Below are 14,180 nucleotides of genomic sequence, written 5' to 3' on the forward strand. Positions count from 1 at the left end.
GACTCCTTATTATTTATCTTTATGGTGAGGTAAAAGTAACCATGAATTCATGCTTACCTTTACCTGTTTCAAATACTTTTCTGACTCAAACTTTTTCATCAAAAAAGATATCTCAAATCGATGACATTATGAATGCTCAACTTTATTCGTCTTGCTTTCATTCATCCATCGATAAATGACTGGCAATAAAACCAGCGTTAGTATCGTAGATGAAATAATGCCACCGATTACTACCGTTGCCAAAGGTCGTTGTACCTCTGCACCAGTTCCAGTTGCCAAAGCCATTGGAATAAAACCAAGTGAAGCAACAAATGCCGTCATTAATACAGGGCGTAGTCGCAGTACAGCACCTTTCCAAGTAGCTGCATGAACATCTAGGGTTGCTCTTAGCTCTTTAATGAATGTGAGCATGACCAAACCATTCAATACCGCAACACCTGATAAAGCGATAAACCCGACTCCAGCAGACATAGAAAGCGGAATATCTCTCAGCCACAAAGCGACTAATCCACCAGATAAAGCGAAAGGAACTCCGCTAAATACAAGTAAGCTGTCTTTAAAATTACTAAATACCGCCATCAGCAATACAAAGATCATGATGAGCGCCATCGGTACAACGATTTGCATTCTTGCAGTGGCAGAAGCAAGATTCTCAAACTGTCCTCCATAACCCAACCAATAACCGCTAGGTAGCTTTTGCTGCGCCAGTTTGCTTTGCATCTCTTGTACAAAAGACCCAAGGTCACGATCACGCACATTTGCCGTCACAATCACTCGGCGTTTGCCATTTTCACGGCTCACTTGAGCAAGGCCCAGAATATTCTCAACCTTGGCAACGTCTTGTAACTGGATCAGACCGCCGTTTGGTAAGCGAATCGGTAATTGTGCTAGCTGCTGAGGCGTACGCATGTTTTCCTGTAAGCGAATCACGAAATCGAAACGTCTATCGCCCTGTAAAATTTGCCCTACACTCTGTCCTCCAATACTCGCAGCGACAATATCCTGAATAGACTTGACTGATAATCCATATTGAGCAGCTAGTGCATGATTAACATCTACATTAAGTAATGGCAAACCATCGGTCTGTTCGACTTTGACTTCACTAGCACCTGGAATGCTACGTAGCTGTTGGGCTATTTTTTCTGCTTCCTGATTGAGGACTTGCATATCATCCCCAAAAACTTTCACCCCGATATCACTACGGACACCTGAAATGAGTTCATTAAAACGTAGTTCGATGGGTTGCGAGAATTCACTGTTATTACCAGGAATCTGATTCACGAATTGCAGCATTCTGGTACGCAATTCATCTACCGTTTCCTTCTGATTAGGCCATTGATCATGTGGCTTTAGTAAAACAACACCATCGGAAATATTAGGAGGCATGACATCGGTAGCAACCTCGGCTGTTCCTGTTCTTGCAAAAATAGCCTTAATTTCAGGAAAAGCTTTGAGTAACTGCTTTTCTACGGTCTCTTGAATCCTAAGTGATTCCTCTATACCAGTACTTGGCGCACGCATGAGTTGCAAGGCAAAATCCCCCTCACTGAGTTGAGGCGCAAACTCACTACCTACTCTTGTTGCAATTGCACCAGTAAGAATCAAGATGCTGACTGCTGCTGTTACAACAACATATCGGAAAGCATAAGCTTTATCGAGTAAGCCTGCATAACCTTTTTTCAGCATCATCATCCAGCGGCTTTCTTTTTCCTTCACTTCACCCGTAACAAACAGAGCTACTGCTGCTGGCACAAAGGTCACAGATAAAATAATTGCTCCTAATAATGCTAGGACAACGGTCATTGCCATAGGATGAAACATCTTTGCTTCAACGCCTGCTAAAGCAAAAATTGGTAGGTACACGACCATAATGATGATCTGACCAAATATTAATGGTCGGCGTGCCTGTTTAGCCGCTAGAAAGACCTCAGTGAAACGTTCGGAACGTGTTAATAAACGACCTTTTAAATGCTGCGCTTCAGCTAAACGCCGAATACAGTTTTCAACAATAACAACGGCCCCATCAACAATGATCCCGAAGTCCAAAGCACCCAAACTCATCAGGTTGGCACTGATTTTTTGTTCCGCCATACCTGTTAAGGTAAAAAGCATTGCCAATGGGATAATACAAGCAGTGATTAAAGCGGCGCGAAAGTTTCCTAAAAAAATAAAAAGGATAACGATGACTAAAATCGCCCCTTCAATCAAATTTTTAGCTACTGTTTTAATCGCTTTATCTACGAGGCTACTACGATCATAGACTGTTTCAATCACCACGCCCTGAGGGAGTGATCTTTGAATTTCCTGAACTTTATCGTCAATCGCCTTAGCAATAGTTTTACTGTTTTCACCCATCATCATCATGGCGATACCTAAAACAGTTTCCTGTCCATTATAGGTAGCACCACCTGTACGCAAATCATGACCAATCGATACTGACGCTACATCGGCAACCCGTATAGGTAAACCGTTTTTAGTGGCGACCGTAACATTCTGGATATCTTGTATCGATGTCAGCATACCCGGAACACGAACTGTGAGTTGCTGGCCATTCTCTTCAATAAATCCGGCACCACGGTTTTCATTATTATTTTGAAGCGCATCTTGTAAATCAGTGAGTGGAATTTGCAACTGTTGTAACCGTGTCAGATCTGGAGAGACCACGTAGGTTTTGTTATATCCTCCAATGCTATTAACCTCGGCTACCCCTTGTACACGTTGTAACTGGGGCCGAATAATCCAGTCCTGAATTTCACGCAGGTCCATCGCGCTATAGGCTGAACCATCTGCTTTTTTAGCATTTGGCTCTGCTTTTACCACCCATTGATAAATCTCACCGAGTCCAGTCGAAATTGGAGACATTTGCGGATCAATGCTATCTGGTAAAGCACTCTTAGCTTCTTGTAAACGTTGGTTAATTAACTGTCTTGCCCAGTAAATGTCAGTACCATCTTTAAAGATAATCGTGACCTGAGAAAGGCCATATCTGGAAATTGAACGAGTCTGCTCCAGATTTGGAATACCAGACATGGCATTCTCAATCGGATAAGTGATCCTTTGCTCAACTTCTGGCGCAGTAAAGCCATTGGCCTGACTATTGATTTGTACCTGTACATTGGTGATGTCCGGCACGGCATCAATTGAAAGTTTTTGGTAGCTATAAATTCCAACACCAATCCAAGCAATGACAAACATCATGACCCAAATGGCGTTGTTAATTGAAAACTGAATGATCCGATCAAACAAACCTTCAGCCTTTGGCAAATCAGGTTTATTAATGTCCATGCTCAGCCTCCCCTTTTTCAAGTTCGGACTTGAGCAAGAAACTACCTTGAGTCACATATTGCTGCTTTTCGGTAATTCCGGATTTAACCTCGACCCATTGTGCATCTGAAGAATAATTGCCTAACTCAACGGCAACAGGAGCAAAATGAATTTTATCTTTCTCCTGTTTTGCAATAAAGACGACATTCTTTCCATCAATCTGTTGTATCGCTGTCTTGTTAACCCGTAATACAGTCGCTGCATTATTTTGTTTAAGTAACACATTGACCATTAAGTTAGGGCGTAATTCTTTTGAAGGTGTCAGTACCTTAGCGCGAACCTGTAAACGACCAGTTTGAGTATCGGCTTCTGAAGTTAGGCTTTGCACCTGCGCTTTGAAAATATTATTCGTTTGCAACGATTTAAATTCAATTTCCTGATTAGGCTGAATATTGGTATTTGCACTTGGTAGCACAAACTCAACCCATAACTGATCTAGACGATCAATAACAAATAATTGTTTGTCAGGACCAATTTGCTCACCAATGACAATATCTTTATTACTGATTACACCACTTAAAGGTGCAGTTAAAACATATCGGCCTTTACTTGAGCGATTTGCTCCCAATGCAGATAAACGGCTATTTGCAGCCTGCACTTGAATCTGCGCCTGACGATATGCATTGTAAGCGCGCTGGTAATCTTGACGTGCTGAAACCCCTTGTTCCCACAATTGTTTTTCACGTTGATAATCTTGCTGGGCTAATGTCAGTGCTTCTTGTGCCATGCTTAAGTTAGCTTGTTGATCGACTAAATCCGGTACAAATAAAGTTGCAAGCGCTTGACCCTTTTCAACTTGTTGTCCCAACGCAACATTTACGCTATCTACACGCGCAGAAAAAGTTGAAGAGACATGTGCTTGCTGGTCTGTATTTACAACAAGTTTGGCAGGATAAGAAAGGCTCTGTTCAACTTCTCCACGTCCTACTTGCTCTAACTTCACTCCATATTCAACCAGTTGCTTAGAAGTCAGGTTTAAGCTTCCTTCCTCTTTTTCAGACTCACCATGGCCAGCTTCACCCTCTGCATGCTCTTCTTCACCTTCATCAGTATTAGGCTGTTTCTTTCCAGAGAAAAATAACCAAGCACTTAAAGCAAGGCAGACAATCAGCAGCAAAATAGCAATAAGCCATTGGTTTTTCATTTTTTTAACTGACATTACTCTGCCCCTCCAACTGTCGGCAAGTTATAGGTGTCTTGCCATAAATTTTGATTAATTTGATTTAATGCATCTCCAGACATCACCATATTTGGATCAATCCCGAGAGCTAAACTTTCTGCCTCAATTGCTTTTTGCCAAGCAGATTTAAGGAGTTGAACTTTTTTCAAGCGTTGTTCTTGTAATTGAAGGGTAGATTGCTGAACATCGGTAATTGCAAATTTACCGACTTTAAAGCCAAGCAACATTTTCTCTTGTACCGTCTCTGATAAAGGGATTTGCTGCTCATTCATTAAATTATATTGTTGCTTTAAACCCGCTAACTCGTACTGTAGAGTACGAATAGAATTCTGGCTTTGCTTTTTATAAAAGCTTTGCTGCTGGTCAATTAAATCGAGTTTGCTTTGTGCAACTTTTAGGGCATATTGCTGGCGATTAAAAATGTTTAAAGGAACTGCTATACCTACTCGAATCTGATTTTCGGTACTGCTCGTTTCTGCGGTTTTACTACGAACCACGCCCATATTTACAGTAGGCGTAGGCCGATTTTTTGCCTTTAAATAATTAATTTCAGAATTTTGTTGTATTGCTTGAAGCCGCAGGGACTGTTCTAACAAATTCTGTTTTAGATATTGATCGATATCACCTTCATTTTTTAAAGGCCATGCACTTTTTATATCTGGACGTAATGTGAAGTTATCTTCTGTCTCACCCCATAAGTTAGCCAATTTTCTTTTAGCACTACTCAGTGATAATTCAACTTCCTGATATAAACGCTGATTTTCAACATGCGTCATGAGAGTTCGATCTAAATCAACCTGAGCAATACTGCCTGCCTGAAAGCGTAAGCGGGTAGCATCAAGAAGATTTTTACTCGTTCTTAACTGGGCTTTAGCAACTTCATGTTCAAGCTCTAAAATAGATACTTGTGACCATAAATATTTTACCGCCAGCTTCAGTTGAGCCTGATATAAAACCTGATTTAACTCAACTTGATTTTGCTGAACACTTGCTAGTTTTTTTGCTGCGGAACGTACACCAAAAATATCTAGTTTTTGCGAGATCCCAAGTTCTAATTCCTGATCTTTTCCAGATTTAAAACCCGTTTGCTGTACAGAAACCGTCGGATTTTCCCATAGCTGACTCTGTTTGATATTGCTCTCGGCGATATCTTGTTGAGTTTGCCAAATTCCTGTTTGAGTCTGAAACTGCTTAACCTGATCGAGCACCTGTTCAAACGTTAAAACATTCTGTACTTGCTGCAGTTGAGTATTCTGCGTGAGGTTTTGATTTGAACTAGCAGCAGTTGTTACAGCGCTAGTTGAAAGCGCAACTGCAACAACTAATGATTTAAGTACCCAAGACGTACTCAGACTAACGAAACTTTTTTCGTATAAAAAAATAGACATAAAATAACCCTATGAAATAAATAATATTTCTGGTGGGCTAATTTTCGGCTACCCCACCTATAGCAGGGTTAAAACAGGAGGCGGGTCTTGTTTAGAGATATGAGGGGACTTATAAGAATTGGACCAATAATATTGTTGTTTTGGCTCAGATGACTGTATTAACGGTGAAACAAGTTTTTCTTGTGCTTCTACAATCACAACATGAAAACATGAAGGCAAATGGTCATGATGATCGGACAAGTTTAAGGGAGCTTTATGAGTCCCCGCGATATCTGTCTTTTCCGTATGGCTATGCTGTGAAGCTTCATAACTCAACGCTGCATGATGACCAAAATGATGTAATGCCTTTTCCTGATTTTCATGGGCGCAAAATGCCGCTGCCACATTCCATAAACTTTGGAATATAAGCAAACAGAATAAGACGGACATGAAAAGTGCAGAACGTGGCAACAGCACACCATTAAACTAAGAAGTTGAACAAAGCCACTATAGCAGGCAGTGGGCATGTAATAAAATTACATCTAATAAGTAGCAGTATAGAAGCGATTCTAATCTCGCTTGAGTAAAGATAAGAATAAATCATTAAGAATCTCTATCTTTACTCATAGGAAACTAATTATTAAGTAATTAGTTTCCTACAAAAGAAATTATTTACGCTTACAAGTTAAATGAGGGTTCTTACTTTCTTCAGCTTTAGCTTTTGTTTCTTGCTGAGACTTAATATTCTTTTCGAGGAATATTAACCCTCCATCAGCATGAGCCAAACTTGTTGAAAGAAGTAAAACCATCAAAGCCGATTTTGTATTTAGTTTAATAGACATAATAATCACCAGATCTAAATATTCCGAATTTATTTAAGGACTTAGCCCAGAAATAAAATTAATTTTTCGCATGCTTTAGTTAATCAATTCAGGACAAATCTTCTGAGTCTCTAAGAAGCATGCGGATATACTTTCATTTCATTTTTAGAACCAACTAAACAATGAAGGGAGAACACCGTGCAGTCGCAACTCATCAAAAAGTTGGACTAAGGCCGCAACCCAGATAAACCACACCACCTGCGTCAAAAAAATACGGAAATGCTTCGGTGAAACCTGATAGAACTCAGGCTCTTTAAAATTTTTGAAACTTGGTAAAAAGCGTGGAATTGTCTTTATATAATCTGAATATGCAGTTCCATATTTTTCACTCAGGAATGCTTCTTCTTGGCGTATAACAAAATGGTAGTAACAGAGAAAATAAAGCGTGAATACTATTGGAAAGATAAACGTCTCTGTAATCAACATGATCCCGACTCCACCCAGATAACTAAACAGATAGAGTGGATTTCTACATAAAGAATAGGGACCGTCTGTCACCAACTTGGCATTCTTAAATCCGGAAATGTAAAGACTGCACCATATTCTTCCCATTACTCCGATGCCCACAAAAAACCATCCAAAGAACCATAAAATATGTTCCACGAATGCCGCCTGGAAATGCCATTTACTAAAACTTAAAGCAAGAATAATAGCTAAAATCAGCCCAATCACTCGGGAGCTCACAGTTCTAACACGGGGGGTAAATAAAATATTCATTTCCATAAACCTCCATCACTGTGAATCATCAGAGATGAGATAACCGATTCATTAAAATGATATTTTTGTTTTCCCGAAAGATTTGACAGAACCTTATATCCCGCCTTGTCATTAACATAAAGACGTGAATGTTTAAGCGAGTAATCTACATAGAAGATTGCTGCGCTTTGTTTGCACATATAATTAAGCATAAAATAACCCTTTGAAATAAATAAATTTCTGGTGGGTTATTTTTCGGCTACCCCACCTATAGCAGGGTTAAGACAGGAGGGGGATTTAAAGAGCCAAGATACGGAGACTGATAAGAATTAGACCAGTAATAGATTTGTGAAAGCTCATGTACACGCACAAAAGGTTCTTGAGCTTGTTGTGCATTTTCAGTCATCACTACATGAAAACATGAAGGTAAATGATCGTGATGATCTTGCCAGCTTAATGGAGCATTCTCAGAATTTTCTACAATACCAACATGTTCAGTCTGCATATGGTCTGAAGATTGATATACATTTAAATCTGCATGATGACCGAAATGTTGTAATGCCTTTTCCTGATTTTTATGCACGCAAAATGCCGCTGCCACATTCCATAAGCTTTGGAATATAAGCAAACTAAACAAGACGGACATAAAAACTGTAGAACGTGGCAACGGTACACCATGACAGTAAATTGCACAAAGTCACTATAGCAAGCGATAGCAATGTAATAAAATTACAAAATGATTTTTGGTTAATTTATCGCTGTTTTAAAAAAGTTTTTTCTTTAGAAAAATTAATTTCCTGTTTGAGTTCCTGCAATGTATAAAATATTTTCCACCCTACTCGTTGTCGTCTGTTTAAATTTGAGTGCTTGTGCCACGACATTACTTTCAGAAGCTTTACCTAACGAAACCACAAAAACCGAGAAAATCATTTTAGCAAAAGATCAAATCATTGCTTTAGGACAAGCTGTTCAAAACCAGCAAGAACAAGGGATCGTCTTTGTAGGTCAAGATTTTAGTTATTTAATGACCGAAGGTAGCTCAGAATTTTTAACTATTATTAAAAATATTCCAGTAAATCAAAGAACTTTAATTATTCCCTCTCCTCTACTTCTTGAAATGGATGATCCCACTCATTTTCATGGAGAACTTCAATTCCTATATAAAACTCCTCTATTCGCTCTTTCTGAACAACAAAAAGAAAATTTAAAAAACCTAGGATTTAAAAATCATTTTGTTGTGATAGAAAATCAAAAAGATGTTTTATATCCTTACGCTTTTCTTAGCTTTAAAGGACAAATATATAAAGCTCCAGACATACAAAAAATTCAACAAACTCTTCCCATTCCTTATCCTATCGCCTTACAGCAAAAAGATGAAATAACAAAGAAACATCCGTTTAAACGTGTAACTCGTATGGCACTTTATCCGTTAGCGATGGCATTTGATGTGGTCACGGTGGCCCCCTTCTCTGATCTGGGCAGACTTACGAAGTGACTTTACAAAATAGAAGTTCCTAGGCAAAACTAATTAACTAACTCTTAAGCTGGTTTTGTTTAAAGAAATTTCTTTTGTTTGATATTTATAAATTTTCTCAAAAGTCTTTTGCGTTAAATAATAGCTATTTTTTAATTTTAAAAGCTCTAATTTCCCTTAAGAATGCCACTATTCTCATAGTAGTTTCACTTAGCGTAAAAACACGTGTAACTTTTATGTAAGCCAAAACTTCATTATTTTTCATCCAAATGCGCTATATCACATTTACAAAAAAAAACATAATATTTCAATATAAGGGACTAGCTTAAAAGTGTGAGTCAATTCAATTAAATTGAGGAACAAGGGAGACTATCATGAATATGAAATCAATCAAGTATAGGCTTAATCACTTGTTTGCTTTTGAAAACTTACCTTCTGATATGCATTCACAAGCAGTTGATGAAATTGAACAGGGTTTACGCTTTGAGGAACTAGCCGAGCAAGACCATGAACGTATGCAAAACTGGTTAGATGTAACTCCTAACGACCGAAATGCTATGTGGTGCTACCTACGAGCAGCTTTACGTGGTAGCTCTGACGCTTCTTTTAAGCTTGGTATCGGTTATCTAAATGGTCAATTTGGATTAGATAAAAATTATCGTGAAGCTGAAAAATGGCTACAAAAAGCAGCAAGTCAGGGACATCCCGATGCTGAACGCTGCTTACAAGAAGCGTTTAGCAAGCTCGCATTTTCTTAAAATAAAAAACCAGCCCTTAGGCTGGTTTTTTAAATTAACAGAGATTATCCGCTAATTTTTTTGTATTTAGTACGTTTTTGAACAGCGTCTTCACCTAAACGTGACTGACGGTATGCTTCATATTCTGCATAGTTACCTGTGTAGAATTCTGGCTGTTCATTTTCGAATGACAAGATGTGTGTCGCGATACGGTCAAGGAACCAACGGTCATGCGATACCACCATTACCGTACCTGGGAATACAAGAATTGCATCCTCAAGCGCACGTAAAGTTTCAATATCCAAGTCGTTTGATGGCTCATCCAGTAAGATAACGTTTGCACCTTGCTGTAAAATTTTCGCAAGTTGTAAACGGTTACGCTCACCACCAGACAATTCGCCTACGCGTTTTTGCTGATCTTGACCTTTGAAGTTAAAGCGGCCGATATAAGCACGTGAAGCAATTTCATAATCGCCCACTTTCAAGATATCTAAACCACCAGACACTTCTTCCCAAACAGTTTTGTTATTGTCTAGAGTGTCGCGAATCTGACCCACGTAAGCCACTTTAACTGACTCACCTAAAGTCACAGTACCTGTATCAGGTTGCTGTTCGCCAGTCATCATACGGAATAATGTTGTTTTACCCGCACCGTTTGGACCAACGATACCTACAATTGCTGTTGGAGGTACAGTAAACGATAAGTTTTCGTACAATACGCGGCCGTCAAATGATTTGCTGATACCTTCCACTTCCACAACTTTATTACCCAAACGAGGGCCAGGTGGAATGTAGATTTCAGACGTTTCATTACGTTGCTGGAATTCTTTAGAGTTAAGCTCTTCAAAACGTTCCATACGCGCTTTGTTTTTCTTTTGCTGACCTTTCGCATTTGAACGAACCCATTCAAGTTCTTTTTTCAATGCTTTAGCAAAAGATTCTTCTTGTTTCTGCTCTTGTTCTAAACGAGCATTTTTTTGCTCTAACCAAGAAGAATAGTTACCTTGGTAAGGAATACCGTGTCCACGGTCAAGCTCCAAAATCCACTCGGCAACGTTATCTAAGAAATAACGGTCATGCGTAATCGCAACGATTGTGCCAGGGAAATCTTTCAAGAAGCGCTCTAACCAAGATACAGATTCTGCATCCAAATGGTTCGTCGGTTCGTCAAGAAGCAACATGTCTGGCTTTGAAAGCAATAAACGACAAAGCGCTACACGACGGCGTTCACCACCTGAGAGCTTAGTTACATCTGCATCCCAAGCTGGAAGGTTCAAGGCATCTGCCGCGATTTCAAGCTGGTTATTTAAGTTATGTGCATCCCAAGCATGGATAATTGATTCTAATTTTTCCTGCTCTTTTGCAAGTGCATCAAAATCTGCATCCGGATCTGCATATTCTGCAAAAACCTGATCAAGGCGCTCTAATGCATCTAAAGCTTCACGCACGCCATCTTCAACGTTACCACGAACGTCTTTAGTCGGATCAAGAGGTGGCTCTTGCTCTAAATAGCCGATTTTAATTCCAGGTTGTGCACGAGCTTCACCAGAGAAATCTTTATCTACGCCAGCCATAATACGAAGCAAGGTAGATTTACCTGCACCGTTCAAACCGAGCACACCAATTTTGGCACCCGGGAAAAATGATAAAGAGATGTCTTTCAAGATTTCGCGCTTTGGCGGAACCATCTTAGACACTCGGTTCATCGTATAAATATATTGGGCCACGCAGGACTCCTCAATTGAAAAACCAATACATCGCATAAGCGATAAATAATCGCGCGTATTATACGCTGAAAACCTCGATGACTTGAAGTTATGATTTCCATCGTACGGATTTATCAAACAATTTTCTTTTTCAATAAGTTGCAAAATGTTTATGGATAAGATTTGTACAGCGTTTCAGCGTATATTTTTCTATCTTTATTCCTAAAATTAGAAAACAAACCAGAATTTCTGCAATTTTGTACATAAATTTTAGGCTAGACTCGCTCAATATTTAACTCACGAAGATGAAGTAATCATGACTTATAAAGATGAAACCTTAGCAATTCACGCTGGCTATTCACCCGAGGCAACAACAAAAGCGGTTGCGGTCCCTATTTATCAAACCACTTCATATGCATTTGATAATACACAGCACGGTGCCGACCTTTTCGATTTAAAAGTTCAGGGCAATATTTATACTCGCATTATGAACCCGACCACTGCTGTGCTTGAGCAACGTCTTGCTGCTCTCGAAGGCGGAATTGGTGCTTTAGCCTTAGCTTCTGGAATGGCAGCGATTACGTATGCTGTTCAAACGATTACAGAAGCGGGAGACAACATTGCCTCCGTCTCAACTTTATATGGCGGAACTTATAATTTATTTGCCCACACCTTACCAAAACAAGGCATTGAAGTTCGCTTTTTTGATTATCAACAGCCAGAAAGCTTACGTAACTTAATTGATGATAAAACTAAACTTGTTTTTGTTGAGTCAATTGGGAACCCACTCGGAAATATTATCGATTTAGAAGCAATTTCAAAAATTGCACATGAATATGGCGTACCTGTCATCGTTGATAATACCGTTGCTACCCCTGCCTTATTAAAACCATTTCAATATGGCGCCGATATCGTTATCCATTCGCTTACAAAATATATTGGTGGACACGGTAATAGTATTGGTGGTGCAGTTATCGATAGCGGTAAATTTCCTTGGGGTAAATATCCAGAGCGTTTTAAAGTTTTGAACACGCCAGACCCAAGTTATCATGGTGTGAATTATGTTGAGGCATTAGGCGAGGCTGCCTATATAGCACGAGCTCGCGTTGTACCATTGCGTAATACAGGCGCGGCTATTAGTCCACTGAGTGTTTTCTTGATTTTACAAGGTCTAGAAACTCTAAATCTCCGCATGGAGCGTCATACTGAAAATGCGCAAAAAATTGCGGAATATTTACAAACTCACCCAAAAGTAAAATGGGTGAATTACGCAGGTTTAAAAGATCATCCACAGCACCAGCTTGCTCAAAAATATGTAAAAGGTAAACCTTCTGCAATTTTATCTTTCGGTGTACAAGATGGGCGTGAAGGAGGTACTCGATTCATCGATGCACTTCAGCTATTTACTCGTCTGGTGAATATTGGTGATGCGAAAAGTTTGGCTTGCCACCCTGCAACTACGACTCACCGCCAGCTCAATGAACAAGAGCTTAAATCTGCTGGTGTAAGTGAAGATATGGTTCGTCTTTCCATTGGAATTGAGCATATTGATGACTTAATTGCCGATTTAGAACAAGCACTTTCAGCTGTATAACTTTTAAACTATTTATCAAGCCTCTGGAAATAGAGGCTTTTTTTCTTTTTTTGTTCATTATATAACTAAAATAATTAATGGATTAAGATACTATTTTAGAGTTTTTGCTCTAAATAAATTGTTAAATTTCATATATTTACAGACTAGACAATTTTTAAACATCTATTAAGATAAAGACAATATTTATGAGTTCATCTGGATGAACCTACGGTTGTAAAAAATAAAAATTACATACCGGAATAAATAGTCCCTGCCCCTACTTAGGTAAAATGCTGTGAATAAAAAATTAGAAGCTCTGTTCCAGGAAAAGGTACAAGATAAAGTCATTTTAGTGACAGGCGCCTCGAGTGGAATCGGATTAACGATTTCAAACAAACTTGCTGATGCTGGTGCCCATGTTTTACTGGTTGCCCGTACTCAAGAAACTTTGGAAGAAGTAAAAGCAGATATCGAAAAACGTGGCGGTAAGGCATCAATTTTCCCATGTGATCTCAACGATATGGAAATGATTGACCAAGTTTCTAAAGAAATTTTAGCAACTGTGGATCACATTGATATTTTAATTAATAACGCAGGTCGCTCTATTCGCCGTGCTGTACATGAGTCTTATGATCGTTTTCATGACTTTGAACGCACGATGCAATTAAATTATTTTGGCGCGGTTCGCCTAGTTCTCAATATCTTGCCGCATATGATTCAGCGTAAAGACGGTCAAATTATTAACATTAGCTCGATTGGTGTTTTAGCAAACGCTACTCGATTCTCTGCATATGTCGCGTCTAAAGCAGCTCTTGATGCATTTAGCCGCTGTCTATCTGCCGAAGTTCATGCACACAAAATCGCAATTACTTCAATTTATATGCCATTGGTTCGTACTCCAATGATTGCGCCAACTAAAATTTATAAATATGTTCCAACCCTTTCACCTGAGCAGGCTGCTGACTTAATTGCTTATGCAATTGTGAAACGCCCGAAACGTATGGCAACCAACTTAGGTCGCTTAGCTTCAATGACTTATTCTGTAGCGCCAGGCATCAATAATATGTTTATGTCGATTGGTTTCCGTTTATTCCCAAGTTCAGATGCAGCGAAGGGACAAAAAACTGAGAAATTAAACTGGGCACAAAAAGCTTATGCACGCATTTTCCCAGGTGAACACTGGTAATTTTGAGTTAATCGCATAACAAATAAAAAAGCGCCTTAACTAAGGCGCTTTTTTTA

Annotated in this window: 12 protein-coding genes and 1 pseudogene; 4 read left to right on the forward strand and 9 right to left on the reverse strand. The window is 39.2% G+C overall.

What is annotated here, in order from left to right:
* Window positions 1-126 precede the first annotated feature (126 nt).
* From ACTJJH_RS05160 to ACTJJH_RS05195, 8 genes are all read right to left on the reverse strand, one after another.
* A complete protein-coding gene (locus ACTJJH_RS05160; RefSeq protein ID WP_440600825.1) occupies window positions 127-3,285 on the reverse strand; it encodes an efflux RND transporter permease subunit in 3,159 nt (1,052 codons plus the stop codon).
* Window positions 3,275-4,483 (reverse strand): efflux RND transporter periplasmic adaptor subunit, encoded by a 1,209-nt coding sequence (locus ACTJJH_RS05165; protein WP_410560754.1) that lies wholly within the window; start codon window positions 4,481-4,483, stop codon window positions 3,275-3,277. The genes ACTJJH_RS05160 and ACTJJH_RS05165 overlap by 11 nt, the downstream gene beginning before the upstream one ends.
* The gene (locus ACTJJH_RS05170; RefSeq protein WP_069037157.1) at window positions 4,483-5,892 is read right to left on the reverse strand and encodes a TolC family protein; all 1,410 of its coding nucleotides are present in this window, start codon (window positions 5,890-5,892) and stop codon (window positions 4,483-4,485) included. Before ACTJJH_RS05170 ends, ACTJJH_RS05165 begins: the two co-directional genes overlap by 1 nt.
* Before the next feature lie 57 nt (window positions 5,893-5,949).
* Entirely contained in the window at window positions 5,950-6,342 is a 393-nt protein-coding gene (locus ACTJJH_RS05175) for a cation efflux protein, CzcI-like (protein ID WP_333725059.1), read from the reverse strand.
* A gap of 197 nt (window positions 6,343-6,539) precedes the next feature.
* Window positions 6,540-6,713 carry a hypothetical protein gene (locus ACTJJH_RS05180; RefSeq protein WP_191113142.1) on the reverse strand — a complete coding sequence of 58 codons (174 nt, stop codon included), beginning with the start codon at window positions 6,711-6,713 and terminating at the stop codon, window positions 6,540-6,542.
* Window positions 6,714-6,857: 144 nt separating this feature from the next.
* A complete protein-coding gene (locus tag ACTJJH_RS05185; protein ID WP_320124361.1) occupies window positions 6,858-7,475 on the reverse strand; it encodes a methyltransferase family protein in 618 nt (205 codons plus the stop codon).
* A complete protein-coding gene (locus tag ACTJJH_RS05190) occupies window positions 7,466-7,660 on the reverse strand; it encodes a hypothetical protein (protein WP_005067033.1) in 195 nt (64 codons plus the stop codon). Before ACTJJH_RS05190 ends, ACTJJH_RS05185 begins: the two co-directional genes overlap by 10 nt.
* Before the next feature lie 56 nt (window positions 7,661-7,716).
* Entirely contained in the window at window positions 7,717-8,115 is a 399-nt protein-coding gene (locus ACTJJH_RS05195) for a cation efflux protein, CzcI-like (RefSeq protein WP_002060055.1), read from the reverse strand.
* A 147-nt stretch (window positions 8,116-8,262) separates the two neighbouring features.
* Between ACTJJH_RS05195 and ACTJJH_RS05200 the strand changes: the two are divergent.
* Both ACTJJH_RS05200 and ACTJJH_RS05205 read left to right on the forward strand, forming a co-directional pair.
* Window positions 8,263-8,956 (forward strand): annotated as a pseudogene (locus tag ACTJJH_RS05200) (hypothetical protein).
* A 340-nt stretch (window positions 8,957-9,296) separates the two neighbouring features.
* The gene (locus ACTJJH_RS05205) at window positions 9,297-9,680 is read left to right on the forward strand and encodes a tetratricopeptide repeat protein (protein ID WP_002116715.1); all 384 of its coding nucleotides are present in this window, start codon (window positions 9,297-9,299) and stop codon (window positions 9,678-9,680) included.
* Window positions 9,681-9,724: 44 nt separating this feature from the next.
* On the opposite strand, the gene ettA is transcribed toward ACTJJH_RS05205, so the two are convergent.
* Window positions 9,725-11,386 (reverse strand): energy-dependent translational throttle protein EttA, encoded by a 1,662-nt coding sequence (ettA, locus tag ACTJJH_RS05210; protein WP_005067029.1) that lies wholly within the window; start codon window positions 11,384-11,386, stop codon window positions 9,725-9,727.
* Window positions 11,387-11,681: 295 nt separating this feature from the next.
* Between ettA and ACTJJH_RS05215 the strand changes: the two genes are divergently transcribed.
* Entirely contained in the window at window positions 11,682-12,959 is a 1,278-nt protein-coding gene (locus ACTJJH_RS05215) for an O-acetylhomoserine aminocarboxypropyltransferase/cysteine synthase family protein (protein ID WP_014207853.1), read from the forward strand.
* 274 nt (window positions 12,960-13,233) lie between these two features.
* The gene (locus ACTJJH_RS05220; protein WP_002116932.1) at window positions 13,234-14,124 is read left to right on the forward strand and encodes an SDR family NAD(P)-dependent oxidoreductase; all 891 of its coding nucleotides are present in this window, start codon (window positions 13,234-13,236) and stop codon (window positions 14,122-14,124) included.
* The last annotated feature ends 56 nt before the right edge of the window (window positions 14,125-14,180 follow it).

Source organism: Acinetobacter sp. 22301 (genome assembly GCF_052045285.1).
GTDB lineage: Bacteria > Pseudomonadota > Gammaproteobacteria > Pseudomonadales > Moraxellaceae > Acinetobacter > Acinetobacter pittii.